This is a genomic window from Lysinibacillus sphaericus, assembly GCF_006864135.1.
In the GTDB taxonomy this organism is placed as follows: domain Bacteria; phylum Bacillota; class Bacilli; order Bacillales_A; family Planococcaceae; genus Lysinibacillus.
This window is the reverse complement of the sequence record NZ_SADV01000001.1, coordinates 333601-351149: the sequence shown is the minus strand read 5'-3', so window position 1 is coordinate 351149 and position 17549 is coordinate 333601. Positions and strand designations below refer to the sequence as shown.

Here is a 17549-nt window from a genome sequence, read left to right as displayed (position 1 = left end):
GATGGAAAGTGATCTTCAAGTTATTCGCAAAGAATCGAGGCCAATAATCTTTACGCTTATATTAGTCATAGCTACTTTTGCAGTTTTCTTTATTAGTCGTTTCGTGAATGAACCATTCCTAACTATTTGTTTATGGCTATTAGCATTAATAGATATTGGATTTATTGTTTCAATGGTGATGGGGATTAGAACTAAAAAAACAAATATTATAATCTTAAGTGTCTTTGTCAATAGTCTATGTTTTGTAATTTTGACTATATTTTTATTATTAGTTAGCTTTGGGATAGGAATTTCTGAAGCTTAATAAAAAAAGCCGAATCTCGGCTTTTTAGAAATAAATCTTTTCGAATCTTTTCTCACTGAAATCAATGACTTCTTCATTTTCTCCAGTCTTATAGTCTTCGATAACAGTGAAAGGAATAGCTGTGATCCTTTATAGCGTTTGGTTTGGCGGAGATTGACCGGTAAATCAAAGTTAAGTAACGTAGCAAAAATTTTAACGCTTTTTTTAGACAGTTTGCGCCGACTGTTTAAGAGGGCGTATTTTTAATGTCTAAAAATCAAAATTGAACGTATATGTTGGATTGTTCTGTAAAAATCTAAATGTACTTACTTTTTTAAGCCGCCTAACCTGACGTTTTATGCTAATACACGTAGGTAAAGGTTAACTGCAGCAGATTTACATTGAATTTATGGAAAAATAATCTCATATTTTAAATGAAGAATGGACATTTGGAGGAGGAATTAAAATGGGTTTATTTGATGGGATAATAGGTAATGCAAGTGAAGTAAATCTAGAAAAATTACGGGAAGAAGTTAAAGATTTATTAACACCTCACGAAACAATTAAACATGCCTATAAAATTATAAGAGACACTTTTATTTTTACGGATAAAAGACTTATCTTAATCGATAAACAAGGAGTAACTGGGAAGAAAATGCAATATCATTCAATTCCATATAAGAGTATTCTTCATTTTTCAGTAGAAACTGCGGGAACGTTTGATTTAGATGCAGAGTTGAAAATTTGGGTTTCAGGTAGTGAATTACCGATTCAGAAAAACTTTAATAAATCAACTAACATCTATAAAATTCAAAGTGTGTTAGCGGAATATGTATTAGGAAAGTAATAAATATAACTTCTTTCAGCAAAAGTCCCACATCTATTGGTGGTGAGATGAATGTTAAGTTACTTTTCAGCGGGTATCCAAATACCTGTACCTGTCGCTACCAAACCACTTGCTGAAAGAAGTTAAAGCCTCGGCGGATGTCATGGAATCGGAAAGTAGTTTCTTGGTGAAGCATCGATTCCAGACGCAATTATGCCGAAGCATAATTGATCGGTCAACAATACTGTGGATCGTTTATCTTTGCTTGAACGTATATAATTATATTGGGTGATAACATATGAAAAGTGTAAACTTACAGCTTGACGAAAATAACTCGTTAGAAATAACGCAGATAGAAGAAAATTTATTTGAGATGCGACTTGGAATTAATGGAAGCATTAGTGTGTACTATATGACACGTGAACAGCTCCTGAATTTCGATCAACTTGGCGCTCATATTCGCATTGAGGTTATTCTAGAGAATGACTCGTAGCTATATTTTAACTCAATTCGAAGCCTATATGAGTAGTTGATAAATGGTTTTCAAGACATATTCATTTAGTATTGAAGGCCTAATGTAGGTTTATGAAAATTAAGACAGATACATTAGTATTATTTAAATTTATTAAAGATTTTGTGAATTTCCTGATTATTAACGGTGGGATTTTTCAATTCGTGAAAGGGAATTTTTAAATTTGAGTAAAAACATACCTTTTTATAGTATAAACCGACTAATTTCGATATAAAAATTAAAGGTATATATAAATATATTGCTTACAAAGTATGGGTAAAATCTTTCTTGGTAGTGACAATTGTCTCTAAACAAATGTAATTAGATTGTATATACTTACTGTTAGAGGGAAGGAGGAGGTAACTTGATACTAGTTCGAAATGATAAATTCGAAATAACCGAAGAAAATGGTAAGGTCTATATGATTACTTACAGTGCTGGCTATCCATTAAAAGAATTTGATAGTATTTTACGTAGTCATCCCCGACTTAAATTATCAAATTTTTCAATATTAAAAAATGTCTTAGCAACAGAAAACACTAGCCCTGTTGAAATTGGACGCTGGCTTCCTAATGTTGAAGCAGAAATTGCACGAGATAAAATGTCTGCCTCAATATTTGTATATGAAACACATGATTATATACAAGAGAATAAAGAGAAATTAACGCAACAAATTCTGGAAACAATCGAGAGCGAAGGAATTGTTTATGGAATATTAGATTTTGATATTTCTAAAATTGATCCAGGAAAAGCATTTTTAATTGCACAAGGTACACCACCTGTAGCAGGAACAGATGCACAAATTACATACTTACCTAAACCAGAGAGAAAGCCAGTAATTCGCGAAGATGGGAAAGCTGATTATTATGACATGAACTTTATTTCTGAAATTTCAGAAGGTTCTTGGCTAGGTGAAAAAATCCCTGCAACATTAGGTAAATCAGGGAAAAATGTACTAGGAGAAATTATGGCTGCTGTACCAGGTCGTGATTTTCCTATACGATACGATAAAAAATCGGCTTATGAAGTAGAAGAGGATGGGAAAACTGTCATCCGTTCTAAAATAGCTGGTGTCTTAGATGATATCAAAGGTATGATCGGTGTTAATAGACATTTGCCGATTAATGGAGACGTTGGCGTTGAAACAGGGAATATTGAATTTAATGGCTCTTTAAGTATAAAAGGAACCGTTACATCAGGCTATACAGTCATTGCTACTGGAGATATTTCCATCGAGGGTGCTGAAAGTGTAAGCGGTGCCAAACTTATTAAATCCATTGAAGGAGACGTTTATATTCGTGGAGGGATTTTTGGTTTAGGCTCAACTATTGTAGAGGCAGGCGGAAATATTTTCGTTAAGCATGTCAATGAAGCAAATCTAGTTGCAGCTGACAGCATTCATATAGGATTTTACGCATTAGGATCACAACTCACTGCACATTCAATTTTTGTGGATGAACGGAAAGGGAAAATTATTGGGGGCCGTACGGTAGCTAAAAATACAATCGTCACTGCCATCTCAGGAAATCGTTTAGAGCGTCGGACGGACTTAATCATTGAAAGCGTTAATAAACAAGAAAGATACTCTATTATGCAAGAGAGGGCTACACAGCTTAAGTCGCTACAATCAGAAATCTCTGAGCGCGAGGGGAAAATTAAAAGCTTACTGCCTTTCCTTGATAAAATGTCTAAGGAACAAATAGCTACATTTGAAGAAACAAAACAAAGCTTAACAAAATTGAAAGCGGATGCAGTAACAATCGATCATGAGGTTAAGCTCATAATGGATGAGATGCGTCATGCTGGAAAAGAAGAAATTATTGTGACGAAGGAAGCTCATCCTGGTACCTATATTCAAATTGGCAAAAAATCATCCTTATTAAGTAAGGTGACAAATGGTAAATTTCTTCTTGAATATGGTGAGTTAAATGTCTAGGGAATCATTCATTCCTGTATTTGCACATCGGGGGGCTTCAGCGTATACACTTGAAAATACTTTGAAGGCTTTTGAAAAGGCTTTAGAGCTTGGAGCAGATGGAATTGAATTAGATATCCAGCTTTCAAAAGAAGGTATTCCAGTTGTGTATCATGATCCACAGCTGTCAAGATTGGTTGGCATCAATAAGCATGTGAACGAATGTACGATAGAAGAGCTAGTAAGCTTTAAACTTGGGAAGCCTTGGAGGCGGTTGTTTTCAACGTTTAAAATCCCGACGTTTGATGTAGTTTTAGCTTGGGCAAATTCACGACAGCTACCCCTTAATATCGAATTAAAATCTACAATTCTTAATAATAAAAACGCACTTATTCAAATGCTTCATGGGCTTACTTTGCCAGTTGGCAGTCATTTTTCATCGTTTCACTATGAGCTACTGGAGATTGTGAAACAATATAAGCCAAACTATGAAACAGCACTTATAGCAACAAAAAAATTAAAGTGGGATTTGCTTAGTGATTACAAAGCTATTGACAGTGTTCATATGCATAAAAGGTACTATAAGCCAAGATATTTGGAGGCTTGTGTAGCGAGTAATAAAGCATGTCGTTATTATGCAATCGATGGGGATGAAACATTTTTATTGAATCCGCATCCTTCTGTGATTGGTTGGATTACTGATTTTCCTGATAAAGTAATTGCGAAACAGCAACGTTAATCATTCTAATGAATGAAGATAAAAATAGCTATCCAATAAGTCTTTTGAACTTAAACGGATAGCTATTTTTATTTTTTTTGGAAGCGCGGAGCCACTTTTCCATTTTTTCGATCGCGGTGGAGTAAGAATCCTGCGAAAAAGCCAAAGCCTATAACAAAGAGAATAATGCCAACGACGAATTGTAGCCATAAAAATGGGAAAGGTGAAATGAGCTTACCAAATAATGTATCACGCATAAATTTAATGCCACCTGCAGCCATAAGACCTGGAATAAGCATTACAATAAATGCAGCTAAACGAGCCATGCATGTCCCCCCTTATTCCTAATTTTAATTGTACCTGTGGATATCGGAATGTCAAGGAAGCTATGTTACTGATATACCCAAAAACTAGTAAAGACATAATAGAATAGCTGTAACTGAATGTTTAGAAAATTCTTACTTAAACAAGAAAATGTAATAATAGTTGATAAATTGCGAAATTGTGAGTATTGTAAAAATAAATGGAGCATTATTATCCATTGTTAAACAATTTTAAATTCTTTCAGCTGGTGTCCAAATACTAGCTGAAAGAATTTAAAGCCTCCGGCGAATGTCATGGAATAGGAAAGAAATTCTTTGTACAGGCACAAAGCCGTTTCCGGACGCAATTATGCCGAGGCATAATTGATACACTTATTATACTGAATTGGAATGGGCATTTGGGGATGCACTTTCAAAAGCAAAGGGGCGAGTTTTCATGGAAATCTTCAAGTATATGGAAAAGTATGATTATGAACAATTGGTATTTTGCCAAGATGAAGCATCAGGGTTAAAAGCGATTATCGCTATCCATGACACAACACTTGGGCCAGCACTAGGCGGGGCACGTATGTGGACATATGCATCAGAAGAAAATGCGATCGAGGATGCATTACGTTTAGCACGAGGGATGACCTATAAAAATGCTGCAGCTGGTTTAAACCTTGGCGGAGGAAAAACGGTTATTATCGGTGACCCATTTAAAGATAAAAATGAAGAAATGTTCCGTGCACTAGGACGTTTCATCCAAGGGCTTAATGGTCGCTATATTACGGCAGAAGACGTTGGTACAACAGTGACAGATATGGATTTAATGCATGAGGAAACAAATTATGTAACGGGAATTTCCCCTGCTTTTGGTTCATCAGGAAACCCATCTCCAGTAACTGCTTACGGGGTCTACCGTGGTATAAAAGCAGCGGCAAAAGAAGCATTTGGATCTGATTCACTAGAGGAGCGTACTATTTCTGTACAAGGTTTAGGCAATGTAGCCTACAAGCTTTGCGAATATTTACATAATGAAGGTGCAAAACTTGTTGTTACAGATATTAATCAAGCGGCAATTGATCGAGTTGTGAATGATTTTGGTGCGACTGCTGTGGCACCAGAGGAAATCTATTCACAGGAAGTTGATATTTTCTCACCTTGTGCATTAGGAGCGATTTTAAATGATGAAACGATTCCGCAACTAAAAGCAAAGGTAATTGCAGGTTCTGCCAATAATCAGCTACAAGATTCTCGCCATGGTGATTATTTACATGAATTAGGGATAGTGTACGCACCTGATTATGTGATTAATGCGGGTGGAGTAATAAATGTAGCTGATGAATTATATGGATATAACCGTGAGCGTGCGATGAAGCGTGTTGAAGGTATTTATGATAGTATCGAAAAAATCTTCGAGATTTCTAAACGTGATGGCATTCCGACATATGTTGCGGCTAATCGTTTAGCAGAAGAACGTATCGCTCGAGTATCGAAGTCTCGTAGCCAATTTTTAAAAAATGAAAAAAATATTTTACACGGTCGTTAAAAACCGTTTATTCGTTTAAAGAAGTCGCATTGTCGACTTCTTCTAACTTTATAGTAGCTTAATAGATTTAATCGTTTAAATGAATTTAAACTGCAAGGTCAGATCATTTTTCTTAGTACCAAAGGAACAAGAGTTTTCTCAAAAGGGGGAATCCATATGGCTCAAAATTATGATGTTGTCATTTTAGGCGGAGGTACAGGTGGCTATGTTGCAGCAATTCGAGCTGCACAGCTGGGCTTAAAAACAGCTATTGTTGAACGTGAGCGCCTAGGCGGAACATGCTTGCACAAAGGCTGTATACCGAGTAAGGCCTTACTTCGAAGCGCAGAAGTGTATCGTATGGCAAATAAAACAGCTGCTGAATATGGTGTTGATATTGAAGGCGTTACATTGCAATTTGACAAAGTGCAGGTAAGAAAGCAAACGATTGTTGAGCAATTGAGCCAAGGTGTGAATACACTTATGAAAAAAGGCAAAATAGACGTTTATCAGGGAACAGGTCGAATTTTAGGACCTTCCATTTTTTCACCAATGCCTGGCACTATTTCAGTTGAAATGAATAATGGCGATGAAAATGAAATGCTAGTTCCAACAAATGTGGTCATTGCCACCGGATCAAAGCCAAGAGGAATGGCAGGACTAACAATTGACGGTCAATATGTGATGAACTCTGATCATGCACTGGAAATGGAAAATTTGCCAAAGTCATTATTAATTGTTGGCGGAGGCGTTATTGGAATTGAATGGGCCTCTATGCTTTGTGATTTTGGGGTTTACGTAACGGTCATTGAATATGGGCCATCCATTTTACCTGCAGAGGATACGGATATTGTAAAAGAGGTAACTAAGCAGCTTGAAAAAAGAGGCGTCCGAATTGTGACTAACGCTCGCCTAGATACAGGGACCTTTAAAATTGAAAATGATAACGTTTTCATTTCTGCGAAAGTCGATGATAAGGATGAATTATTTGAGGCTGATAAAGTACTGCTTTGTGTTGGGCGTGAAGCAAATACACAAGGTATTGGATTAGAAAATACAGAAATAGCAGTTGAAAATGGGTTTATCAAAGTCAATAATTCGTATCAAACGCAGGAATCACATATGTATGCCATTGGGGATGTTATCGGTGGCTTACAATTAGCTCATGTTGCTTCGCATGAAGGGTTGTCTGCGATTGAGCATATTGCAACGGGGGAAACAGAGGCGCTAAATGTTCTAAATGTACCAAAATGTGTGTATTCTTACCCTGAAGTTGCGAGTATTGGCTTAACAGAGAGGGCTGCTCGAGAGCAAGGTTATTCATTGAAAGTCGGTAAGTTTCCATTCAAGGCGATTGGAAAAGCGCTAGTTAATGGAGAGACAGATGGCTTTGTGAAAATGATTGCCGATGAAGAAACGAATGATATTTTAGGTATTCATATGGTAGGACCACATGTGACAGATTTAATTGGAGAAGCATCGCTTGCTAAATTATTGGACGCAACGCCTTGGGAAATTAGTCAGGCTATTCATCCACATCCGTCACTAAATGAGGTACTAGCGGAATCAGCATTAGCAGTGGATAATCGCGCCATTCATTTTTAATTTCTTTTTTTGTAGCGAAAGTGAAACGTCGGGAAGGGGTGTTCGTATGCAAAGTGTTCAAATTAAGCACGAGGATTTAGGTTTATCAAAAGAATATGTACTTGCAATGTTCGAAACGATGTTAATGGCGAGAAGACTAGATGAACGCATGTGGTTATTAAACCGTTCTGGTAAAATTCCATTTGTTGTTTCATGTCAGGGACAGGAGGCAGCACAAGTAGGGGCAGCCTTTGCTCTTGATAATAATAGAGATTATATTGCACCCTACTATCGAGATATGGGAGTTGTTTTACATTTTGGCATGACACCAAGAGATTTGATGTTATCCGCATTTGCTAAAGCAGAGGATCCAAACTCGGGTGGGCGTCAAATGCCAGGTCACTTCGGGCATAAGAAAAATCGTATTCTAACAGGCTCTTCTCCAGTTACTACACAAGTTCCGCACGCGGTGGGAGTTGCTCTAGCAGGCCGTCTACAAAAAGAAGATTTTATTGCTTTTGTTACGCTAGGTGAAGGCTCTTCAAACCAAGGTGATTTCCATGAAGGTGCGAATTTCGCAGGAGTCCATAAGCTGCCTGTAATTATAATGGTAGAAAATAATCAATACGCAATTTCTGTGCCTGTAGAACGTCAATTAGGCTGTGCAAAAGTATCAGATCGCGGTATTGGCTATGGTATGCCAGGTGTTACTGTTGACGGGAAAAATCCGTTACAAGTTTATAAGGTTGTGAAAGAAGCAGCTGATCGCGCGCGTAGTGGTGATGGACCGAGTTTAATAGAAACAGTGACTTATCGCTTAACGGCTCATTCTTCGGATGATGATGATCGTCAATATCGAACAGCCGAGGATATAGCAGAAGGAAAGGCAAATGATCCAATTCTGTTGTTTGAAAAGTACCTAACGGATGCAGGAGTTATGACAGAAACACTACGTGTTGAAATAGAAGAACGTGTCATGGCAGAGGTGAATGAAGCAACAGATTATGCAGAAGCTGCTCCGTATGCAACACCAGAGCATGCTTTGAAATATGTATATGCACCAGCGGACGGAGGTGATGTGTAATGGCAGTGATGTCTTATATTGATGCGATTACATTAGCGATGAAGGAAGAGATGGAACGTGATGAGCGTGTTTTTATTTTAGGAGAAGACGTTGGCCGCAAAGGCGGAGTTTTCAAAGCAACAGCAGGTCTTTATGAGCAATTTGGTGAACATCGTGTACTTGACACGCCTCTTGCCGAGAGTGCAATTGCAGGGGTTGGTATCGGTGCTGCGATGTATGGGATGCGCCCGATTGCCGAGATGCAATTCGCTGATTTCATCATGCCTGCCGTTAATCAAATTGTTTCTGAAGCAGCAAAAATCCGCTATCGTTCAAATAATGATTGGTCTTGCCCAATGGTTATACGTGCACCATTTGGCGGCGGGATTCATGGAGCGCTCTATCATTCGCAGTCTGTAGAGGCACTTTTTGCAGGAACACCAGGCTTGAAAATTGTTATACCATCAACACCGTATGATGCAAAAGGCTTGTTAAAAGCAGCAATCCGCGATGAGGATCCAGTACTGTTTTTTGAGCATAAGCGTGCATATCGACTCATTAAAGGTGAAGTACCTGTCGACGATTATACATTGCCCATTGGTAAGGCAGATGTTAAGCGGGAAGGGGAAGACGTTACTGTCATTACGTATGGTTTAGCTGTCCATTTTGCATTACAAGCGGCAGAGCGCCTAGCAGCAGATGGTATTTCAGCGCATATTCTTGACCTACGCACGGTATATCCACTTGATAAAGAAGCGATCATTGAGGCGGCAAGTAAAACAGGTAAAGTTTTACTTGTTACTGAAGATAATAAAGAAGGTAGCATTATGAGTGAGGTTGCAGCAATTATTGCAGAGCATTGTTTATTTGAGCTCGATGCACCAATTCAGCGCCTTGCAGGACCAGATGTTCCAGCTATGCCTTATGCACCAACGATGGAAAAATATTTTATGATCAATCCTGATAAAGTAGAGCGTGCGATGCGAGAACTTGCAGCATTCTAATATAAAAAGTTCTATTTCTGATATCCACTCATGTGGTAAATAGAAGCTTTAAAAAGCTAAAATAAATGTGATTGTTTATCTACGCGTCATAGCCTAAAGCTTATTCATGTCACAGGTATTTTAAGGCTCTTCATCAAAAGTTCGGGATGACATTTCTTAATTCGTTATGTCATGTATATAAGTTGATTGGAGTGGAGACTGGGCGACTCCTTGGGGATTAGCGTCACAGATGAGACCCTGGAGCGAGCAACGCGAGTGAAGCGGCTCATCGGACGCCCCCAGGAAGCTCTGCTCTGCGCGAAAGCGAAGCGTCAGCGGCAAAGCGCCCAGTCGGAACGGAAATCAACCCCCACTTTATGGTGATGAGTATTTTATAAATATGATAGTAATTTGATAGATCCAATTACACCTAGGCATAATATTGATGGGAGGAATAGATGATGGCTATTCAAAATATTACAATGCCACAGCTCGGCGAAAGTGTAACAGAAGGTACGATTGAAAAATGGCTTGTTAAGCCAGGTGATACGGTAAAAAAATATGATCCATTAGCAGAAGTTGTAACAGATAAAGTAAATGCAGAAATCCCGTCTTCTTTTGAAGGAGTCATTACAGAGCTACTTGTAGAGGAAGGGCAAACGTTACCAGTTGGTGCAGTCGTTTGTTCCATTGAAATAGCAGGTGACAGTGAGTTACCTCCTCCTCCTCCTCCGAAAAAATCAGCGGTAAGTACGGCAATTTTAAATGCAGGTGTACAAAAAAAGCAGGAGACACAGCAGCCAACTACAGCTACAAGAGCATCGCAAAAAACAGTTCGACAGGATAAAGTGCGTTATTCACCAGCTGTTCTTCGACTTGCACAAGAGTATGAAATTGCCCTTGATAAAATCACAGGTACTGGTGAAGGGGGACGTATAACAAGAAAAGACCTAATGCAACTGATTGAGGCAGGAAATGTGCCAACTTCTCTAGTGGAAACACCTCCTGCAATCGATTCGGCCGTACCACAGTCAGTACCTTTTGAAGCACCAGCATCACAGGAGAATAAGAAACAAGCCACATCTGTACAACCAATTCAAGTGGGCGATATTGAGATTCCGGTAACAAAGGTGCGCCGTGCGATCGCCAATAATATGGTACGGAGCGTTCATGAAGTGCCACATGCATGGATGATGATGGAAGTAGATGTTACGGATTTAGTAGCATATCGTGATAACATCAAGACAGAGTTTAAGCAAAAAGAAGGCTTTAATATTACGTATTTTGCTTTCTTCGTAAAAGCAGTTGCTCAAGCTCTAAAGGAATTCCCAATGATGAATTCCATGTGGGCAGAAGACAAAATTATCCAAAAACATGACATAAATATTTCCATTGCAGTCGCAACAGATGATGCATTATTTGTTCCTGTTATAAAACACGCTGATGAAAAATCAATTAAAGGTATTGCTAAAGAAATTAATGAGCTTGCAGTGAAAGTTCGTGCAGGAAAACTGACGATGGATGATATACAAGGTGGTACATTTACGGTCAATAATACGGGTGCATTCGGCTCTGTACAGTCGATGGGCATCATTAATTATCCACAAGCGGCTATTTTGCAAGTGGAAAGTATTGTGAAAAAACCGGTTGTTTTACCTGGTGGAATGTTCGCTGCACGAGATATTGTGAATTTATGTTTATCTTTAGATCATCGCGTTCTTGATGGACTTGTTTGTGGTAAATTCTTAAATAGAGTAAAAGAAATACTCGAAAATACAAATAAATCTTCAATATCAGTCTACTGATGACTTCTCGGAAACCTGTTATATAACGGTTTCCGATTTTTTTTTGCTTTCCGAGTCGCAATTTGTCATGTAGAATAACAAATAGAAACTACTAAGGGGGGAAGCTGATTAAGCGTCCGCATGTCAAACAACATGAAAAATATTGAATTTGAAAAGCCGTCCTATTCAGAATGGCAAGATGCAGCAATCAAGGCTTTAAAAGGGAAACCATACGAGTCTCTTTTAACGAAAACGAGTGAAGGTATTACATTAGAACCTCTTTACACCCAAGAAAGTTTAGTAGCAAAACTTGGTGAAGAACTTGATAAACAAGTTGCTACAATCCGTTCCCTACAAAATAACGAAGCATTTCAAGTGGCACAACAAATATATGCTGATACTAGTGAAGCATTTTTTGCACAGCTTGATGATAGCTTAGCTCGAGGCAATGAAGTAGTAACAATTGATAGCCGTGTAAATTTCGAATGGACTGAAGAAGTATTGGTACAATTAGGGACTTATTTCTCAGAATATTCGTTTAAAATTGTGGTTGAAAATTCAAATGATCCATTATTAGCAGTGTTCGACAAAATAGCAGTTAATCAGCGAGAAACTGTCAAAGGTTTCATCGTATCTAAAAATCCTATCTCTTTAAATAATTTCCCGAGCGTGCGCTCAATCGGTGCGGATACGACGATTTATCATAATAAAGGAGCAAACGCTGTGCAAGAGTTAGCATATGCACTTGCATTAGCCGCAAAATACGCAAAACAAGAAGAAAGCTTTGAAGCGTTCGCGAAGAAATTTTATGTATCTTTTGCAGTGGATACACAGTTCTTTACAGAGATTGCAAAACTCCGTGCTTTTAAAGTACTTTGGAAAGCGTTCTCATCCGCTTATGGAGTATCTAATAGCGTAAAAGTTCCAACTATTGCTGAAACATCATTAAGAAGCTTCTCTAAGCTGGATGTTTATGTAAACTTATTACGTTCAGCGAATGAAGCTCTTTCTGGCTTAATTGGCGGTGCGGATGTCTTTACAGTTCACCCTCATGATGCATTAACGAAGCCAACCGATCAATCGGTTCGTATTGCACGGAATGTATCGTTAATCTTAAAAGAAGAAACAAATGTTTTAAAAGTTATAGACCCAGCTGGTGGCTCTTACTTTATTGAGTCATTAACAGCAGATTTTGTGAAAGAAGCTTGGGCATTATTCTTAGAAATTGAAGCAGCTGAAGGTATTGACGCTTACATTGCATCTGGAAAGCTTACGGAGGAACTAGAAAAATCCTATCAAGCTCGTATAAAAGCGGTACAAACGCGTAAGCAATCATTAATAGGTACAAATATTTATGCTAATCCAGCAGATGTACTTGAAAGCGCAACAAACCCAATGTTTGCAGAAATTAAGCGAATTGCTATACCTTTTGAGCAATTACGTGCGGTAATGACTACGGCAAATGTGAAAACTGGAATCTTATCATTAGGCACACTTAAAAGTTCAAAACCACGTGCTGATTTCGTGTCAGGTTTCTTAAACACTGTAGGTCTAGTACCAGAAAAAAGCGAACCAGTTGCTACAGCTGAAGATGCATTAGCTTGGTTAAACGCTACAGAAGCAACATATGTGGTAATTGCAGGTAATGATGACGATACAAAAGAATTAGTACCAGCAATTTTAGCAGGCAAACTAGCTAACGTAATTGTTGACGTTGCCGGTAAATTTAAAGACGAAGAAGAAGCTTGGTTAGCAAATGGCTTAAACGGCTTTATTTTCGTAGGACAGAACATCATCGAAAAATTAAACTCAGTGTTCGCTAGCATGAAGGAGGTCCAACGATGAGCAAGCCAAATTTTAGTGCAGTTGAAATCGAAAAAGTTTTAGCAGTCGAAGCTCCTCAAGCGTCAGAAGAAAAATTTATGACTAATGAAGGTATCGAGATTAAAGATGTATACACAAAAGAAGATATTAAAGAGGCAAAACATTTAAACGATGTAGCGGGTATAGCGCCAAATACGCGCGGTCCATACCCTACTATGTATGTTGCTCGTCCTTGGACTGTCCGCCAATATGCTGGTTTCTCCACAGCTGAAGAATCAAATGCATTCTACAAACGTAATCTAGCAATGGGTCAAAAAGGTCTTTCTGTTGCCTTTGACTTAGCAACTCACCGTGGCTATGACTCAGATCATCCTCGAGTAACAGGGGATGTTGGTAAAGCTGGTGTTGCGATTGACTCTGTAGAAGATATGAAGATTTTATTTGATCAAATTCCTTTGGATCAAATGTCAGTTTCTATGACAATGAATGGTGCTGTATTACCAGTTCTTGCATTCTATATCGTTGCTGCTGAAGAGCAAGGCGTTACACCAGACCAATTAGCGGGTACAATCCAAAACGACATTTTAAAAGAATACATGGTTCGTAACACATATATTTATCCACCAGCGATGTCTATAAAAATTATTGCAGATATTTTTGAATATACAGCAAAATTTATGCCAAAATTTAACTCAATTTCAATCTCTGGTTACCATATTCAAGAAGCGGGGGCAACAAATGACATTGAACTTGCTTATACACTAGCAGATGGTCTTGAATATGTTCGTACAGGGCTAAAAGCTGGAATCGATATTGACGCCTTTGCTCCTCGTCTATCATTCTTCTGGGCAATTGGTATGAACTATTATATGGAAGTTGCAAAAATGCGTGCTGCACGCCGAATTTGGGCACAAATGATGTCAACATTTAATCCGAAAAACCCTAAGACATTAGCACTTCGTACACACTCACAAACATCGGGTTGGTCTTTAACTGAGCAAGATCCATTTAATAATGTGGCACGTACACTAATTGAAGCGAATGCGTCTTCAATGGGGCATACGCAATCTCTTCACACAAATGCACTTGATGAAGCGATTGCTCTACCAACTGATTTCTCTGCACGTATTGCACGTAATACCCAGCTGTTCCTACAAGAAGAAACGGCAATGACAAAGGTTATTGATCCTTGGGGCGGTTCATACTATGTGGAGAAATTAACAGACGAAATTACAAAATCTGCGTGGGCATTAATTGAAGAAATCGAAGAACTAGGCGGTATGGCGAAAGCGATTGAAACAGGTCTTCCAAAAATGAAAGTCGAAGAGGCTGCGGCAAAACGTCAAGCGAAAATCGACTCTAAAACAGAAACAATCGTAGGTGTAAATAAATATCGTCTAGAAAAAGAAGAACCTATCGACATTCTTGACATTGATAATACATTAGTTCGTCAAAAGCAAATTGAACGTTTAGAAGCAATGAAGGCAGCTCGTGATGAAGCAGAAGTACAAAAGCATCTAGCTCGATTAACGAAAGCTGCGCAAGATGGTGAAGAAAACTTATTAGCGATAGCTGTAGATGCAGCGCGTGCTCGTGCTTCTTTAGGTGAAATTTCTGATGCAATCGAAGTTGTTTCAGGTCGCCATAAAGCAGTAATTCGTTCAATCTCTGGCGTTTACTCTGCAAACTTCTCAGATGAGGAGCAAATTGCTGAAATGAAACAAATGACAGAGGAGTTCCTTGAAAACGAAGGTCGTCGCCCACGTATTTTAGTAGCGAAAATGGGACAAGATGGACATGACCGTGGTGCGAAGGTTGTGGCAACAGGGTATGCTGACTTAGGCTTTGATGTAGATATTTCACCACTATTTATGACACCTGCTGAAGCAGCTCAAATGGCTGTAGAGAACGATGTTCATGTCATTGGTGTATCTTCATTAGCAGCTGGTCATAAAACGCTTGTTCCTGAATTAGTAGCAGAGTTAGAAAAACTGGGCCGCGAAGATATCATTATTATTGTTGGAGGTGTTATTCCAGCACAAGATTATGAATTCCTTTATGAAGCTGGCGCAGTAGCGATATTTGGACCTGGTACAGTTATTCCTGTATCGGCACAAAAGATTATTGAAGAGATTTATAAACGTTTAGGCTATGAGGAAGTGTCTGAATAATGGACAAAAACAAAGGAATGCCTGAAAGTGCGCTATTTGTTATGGACGGAGTAGAGGCAACTCACGACGGAATGCAATATGGTACACCGAAAAAATTCCGAAAGAAAAAAGCAGACAATTTAAACATTCAGGAGCTTGCACAAGAAGTACGTGCAAGCTCTCGTACACACTTGTCAAAAGCTATTACTCTCATTGAAAGTTCAAATGCTACACATAAAGTGCAAGCACAAGAACTTCTTCAAGAGCTTCTACCACATACAGGAAACAGTGTCCGTATTGGGATCACAGGCGTTCCTGGTGCTGGAAAGAGTTCGTTTATTGAGGCTTTCGGAACGATGCTTTGTGAGATGGAGAAAAAAGTGGCAGTTCTTGCGATTGATCCAAGCTCTTCTTTATCGGGAGGAAGTATATTAGGCGATAAGACTCGAATGGAGGAGCTCGTGAAAAAGCCTAATGCATTTGTTCGTCCCTCTCCATCAGCTGGTACCCTAGGGGGTGTTCATAAGAAGACACGTGAAACGATGCTTGTTTGTGAAGCGGCTGGCTACGATGTCATTTTAATAGAAACAGTCGGTGTTGGACAAAGTGAAACGTATGTCCGCGGTATGGTTGATTTCTTCTTGCTGTTAGTTTTAACAGGTGCCGGGGACGAGCTACAAGGCATGAAAAAGGGCATTATGGAGTTAGCGGATGCCATTGTTGTTCATAAGGCTGATGGTGATAATGTTCGTCTGGCTAAAAAAACGGTATCTGAGTATAAGCAAATTTTACATTTCTTACAGCCTGCAACCCCAGGGTGGATGTCCACAGCAATGCCGGTAAGCTCGTGGGAAAAACGTGGTTTCGACAAAGTCTGGAGTACAATAGGGGAGTTCAGACAAATCGTTGAGACAAATAATTACTGGTCAATTAGACGCCAAAATCAGACGAGAGATTGGTTCCAATCGATGATTACCGACCATTTAATCGATATGTTTTATGGTAATCCAGAACGTAAAGCACAGGTACAACTTTTAGAACGTCAAATTTTAAATGGACAGTTAACAGTCACACAAGGTGTAGATCGTTTGTTTAGCGATGAACAATCACAGAAATAATATTACCTTTGTTATGAGCAACTAGGTGCACAAATTCGTCGCTAACTGCTATGATAGTAGATGAAATGTGCGTCAAATATCTAAAGCTATTAGTTTAAGATGGCGCGAACTTGAAAGGAGCTTATCGCTATATGAATATGGATTACGATTTATTTATGCAAGAAATTTTAAAAACAGCACGTGCAGAAATTGAGGGTGCTGGTTATGAGCAGCTTCGCACGCCAGAAGCTGTTGAAGAGGCGTTTGCTCGTCCAGGTACAACTTTAGTCATGGTAAACTCTGTATGTGGCTGTGCAGGAGGTATCGCACGTCCAGCAGCAGCACAAAGCGTACATTACGATAAACGTCCAGACCATCTTGTAACAGTATTTGCTGGTCAAGATAAAGAAGCAACTGCAGCTGCTCGTTATCACTTCGGTGAAGATCATTTACCATCTTCCCCATCATTTGTGTTATTAAAGGATGGACAAGTAGTAGCAGAAGTTGGACGCTATGAAATTGAGGGACATGACCCAATGTCAGTAGTAACAAACTTACAAGCAAACTTTGAGGAATATTGCGAAGAACTTTAATTTTATTCTTAGAAGTTAAAAGAGAAGCTATTCTATAAGTATGTTGCCCCGCAGCTACAAAATATCTGCGGTGGCTTACTACTTGGCCATGCTAATTGATCCTCGATTAGCATGGTGTTATAGCTTCCTTTTATTTTTCAATATACCTGGCCAATTGACGTTCGAAATATTTGTAATATTGGCTAAATGAGTAATCTAAAATTCGAAATCAATAAAATTAACAGATGTGTTGATAAGCAATATTGGGCATTATTTGTGGTGAAATCCTTTATTTTTCTTGGACTACTGCAATTGTCGCTCGTCGCCAAAAGTTGTTGATGACATTTGTAAAACGTATTCAATGAATATTGTTGATTGTAGTGGAGGATGGGCGACTCCTTGGGGA

The 17549-nt window shown here is 38.7% G+C and carries 15 protein-coding genes; 14 read left to right on the top strand and 1 reads right to left on the bottom strand.

The window, feature by feature from the left end:
* Nucleotide 1 precedes the first annotated feature (1 nt).
* From C7Y47_RS01605 to C7Y47_RS01585, 5 genes are all read left to right on the top strand, one after another.
* Nucleotides 2-304 carry a hypothetical protein gene (locus tag C7Y47_RS01605; protein WP_142507164.1) on the top strand — a complete coding sequence of 101 codons (303 nt, stop codon included), beginning with the start codon at nt 2-4 and terminating at the stop codon, nt 302-304.
* 445 nt (nt 305-749) lie between these two features.
* Nucleotides 750-1130: a PH domain-containing protein gene (locus C7Y47_RS01600; RefSeq protein ID WP_142507163.1), complete on the top strand. Its 381-nt coding sequence runs from the start codon at nt 750-752 to the stop codon at nt 1128-1130.
* A 277-nt stretch (nt 1131-1407) separates the two neighbouring features.
* Nucleotides 1408-1602 carry a hypothetical protein gene (locus C7Y47_RS01595; RefSeq protein ID WP_142507162.1) on the top strand — a complete coding sequence of 65 codons (195 nt, stop codon included), beginning with the start codon at nt 1408-1410 and terminating at the stop codon, nt 1600-1602.
* Between the two features lie 382 nt (nt 1603-1984).
* A complete protein-coding gene (locus C7Y47_RS01590) occupies nt 1985-3556 on the top strand; it encodes a DUF342 domain-containing protein (RefSeq protein WP_142507161.1) in 1572 nt (523 codons plus the stop codon).
* Nucleotides 3549-4274, top strand: coding sequence for a glycerophosphodiester phosphodiesterase (locus tag C7Y47_RS01585; protein WP_142507160.1), 726 nt, complete (start codon nt 3549-3551; stop codon nt 4272-4274). Before C7Y47_RS01590 ends, C7Y47_RS01585 begins: the two co-directional genes overlap by 8 nt.
* A gap of 68 nt (nt 4275-4342) precedes the next feature.
* On the opposite strand, the gene C7Y47_RS01580 is transcribed toward C7Y47_RS01585, so the two are convergent.
* A complete protein-coding gene (locus C7Y47_RS01580; RefSeq protein WP_132356638.1) occupies nt 4343-4579 on the bottom strand; it encodes a DUF2627 domain-containing protein in 237 nt (78 codons plus the stop codon).
* A 433-nt stretch (nt 4580-5012) separates the two neighbouring features.
* Between C7Y47_RS01580 and C7Y47_RS01575 the strand changes: the two genes are divergently transcribed.
* The 9 genes from C7Y47_RS01575 to C7Y47_RS01535 all read left to right on the top strand — a co-directional run bounded on the left by C7Y47_RS01575 (nt 5013) and on the right by C7Y47_RS01535 (nt 17164).
* Nucleotides 5013-6107: a Leu/Phe/Val dehydrogenase gene (locus tag C7Y47_RS01575; RefSeq protein ID WP_132356637.1), complete on the top strand. Its 1095-nt coding sequence runs from the start codon at nt 5013-5015 to the stop codon at nt 6105-6107.
* 156 nt (nt 6108-6263) lie between these two features.
* The gene (gene lpdA, locus C7Y47_RS01570) at nt 6264-7691 is read left to right on the top strand and encodes a dihydrolipoyl dehydrogenase (protein ID WP_142507159.1); all 1428 of its coding nucleotides are present in this window, start codon (nt 6264-6266) and stop codon (nt 7689-7691) included.
* Nucleotides 7692-7737: 46 nt separating this feature from the next.
* The gene (locus C7Y47_RS01565; protein ID WP_142507158.1) at nt 7738-8754 is read left to right on the top strand and encodes a thiamine pyrophosphate-dependent dehydrogenase E1 component subunit alpha; all 1017 of its coding nucleotides are present in this window, start codon (nt 7738-7740) and stop codon (nt 8752-8754) included.
* Complete coding sequence (locus C7Y47_RS01560) at nt 8754-9737, top strand: alpha-ketoacid dehydrogenase subunit beta (RefSeq protein WP_142507157.1); 984 nt, start codon at nt 8754-8756, stop codon at nt 9735-9737. Before C7Y47_RS01565 ends, C7Y47_RS01560 begins: the two co-directional genes overlap by 1 nt.
* A gap of 440 nt (nt 9738-10177) precedes the next feature.
* Complete coding sequence (locus tag C7Y47_RS01555) at nt 10178-11521, top strand: dihydrolipoamide acetyltransferase family protein (protein WP_142507292.1); 1344 nt, start codon at nt 10178-10180, stop codon at nt 11519-11521.
* A 132-nt stretch (nt 11522-11653) separates the two neighbouring features.
* Entirely contained in the window at nt 11654-13345 is a 1692-nt protein-coding gene (locus C7Y47_RS01550) for a methylmalonyl-CoA mutase family protein (RefSeq protein ID WP_366151245.1), read from the top strand.
* The gene (gene scpA / locus C7Y47_RS01545) at nt 13342-15495 is read left to right on the top strand and encodes a methylmalonyl-CoA mutase (protein WP_142507155.1); all 2154 of its coding nucleotides are present in this window, start codon (nt 13342-13344) and stop codon (nt 15493-15495) included. The genes C7Y47_RS01550 and scpA overlap by 4 nt, the downstream gene beginning before the upstream one ends.
* On the top strand, nt 15495-16592 hold the full coding sequence (gene meaB / locus C7Y47_RS01540) for a methylmalonyl Co-A mutase-associated GTPase MeaB (protein WP_142507154.1): 1098 nt from the start codon (nt 15495-15497) through the stop codon (nt 16590-16592). The genes scpA and meaB overlap by 1 nt, the downstream gene beginning before the upstream one ends.
* Nucleotides 16593-16723: 131 nt before the next feature.
* Nucleotides 16724-17164 (top strand): BrxA/BrxB family bacilliredoxin, encoded by a 441-nt coding sequence (locus tag C7Y47_RS01535; protein WP_142507153.1) that lies wholly within the window; start codon nt 16724-16726, stop codon nt 17162-17164.
* Nucleotides 17165-17549: the final 385 nt, after the last annotated feature.

What these genes read in the sequence shown, in the direction of transcription:
- C7Y47_RS01605 (WP_142507164.1), top strand. Translation starts at nt 2, where the DNA reads ATGGAAAGTGATCTTCAAGTTATTCGCAAAGAATCGAGGCCAATAATC.
- C7Y47_RS01600 (WP_142507163.1), top strand. Translation starts at nt 750, where the DNA reads ATGGGTTTATTTGATGGGATAATAGGTAATGCAAGTGAAGTAAATCTA.
- C7Y47_RS01595 (WP_142507162.1), top strand. Translation starts at nt 1,408, where the DNA reads ATGAAAAGTGTAAACTTACAGCTTGACGAAAATAACTCGTTAGAAATA.
- C7Y47_RS01585 (WP_142507160.1), top strand. Translation starts at nt 3,549, where the DNA reads ATGTCTAGGGAATCATTCATTCCTGTATTTGCACATCGGGGGGCTTCA.
- C7Y47_RS01580 (WP_132356638.1), bottom strand. Translation starts at nt 4,579, where the DNA reads ATGGCTCGTTTAGCTGCATTTATTGTAATGCTTATTCCAGGTCTTATG.
- C7Y47_RS01575 (WP_132356637.1), top strand. Translation starts at nt 5,013, where the DNA reads ATGGAAATCTTCAAGTATATGGAAAAGTATGATTATGAACAATTGGTA.
- lpdA (WP_142507159.1), top strand. Translation starts at nt 6,264, where the DNA reads ATGGCTCAAAATTATGATGTTGTCATTTTAGGCGGAGGTACAGGTGGC.
- C7Y47_RS01565 (WP_142507158.1), top strand. Translation starts at nt 7,738, where the DNA reads ATGCAAAGTGTTCAAATTAAGCACGAGGATTTAGGTTTATCAAAAGAA.
- C7Y47_RS01560 (WP_142507157.1), top strand. Translation starts at nt 8,754, where the DNA reads ATGGCAGTGATGTCTTATATTGATGCGATTACATTAGCGATGAAGGAA.
- C7Y47_RS01555 (WP_142507292.1), top strand. Translation starts at nt 10,178, where the DNA reads ATGGCTATTCAAAATATTACAATGCCACAGCTCGGCGAAAGTGTAACA.
- C7Y47_RS01550 (WP_366151245.1), top strand. Translation starts at nt 11,654, where the DNA reads ATGAAAAATATTGAATTTGAAAAGCCGTCCTATTCAGAATGGCAAGAT.
- scpA (WP_142507155.1), top strand. Translation starts at nt 13,342, where the DNA reads ATGAGCAAGCCAAATTTTAGTGCAGTTGAAATCGAAAAAGTTTTAGCA.
- meaB (WP_142507154.1), top strand. Translation starts at nt 15,495, where the DNA reads ATGGACAAAAACAAAGGAATGCCTGAAAGTGCGCTATTTGTTATGGAC.
- C7Y47_RS01535 (WP_142507153.1), top strand. Translation starts at nt 16,724, where the DNA reads ATGAATATGGATTACGATTTATTTATGCAAGAAATTTTAAAAACAGCA.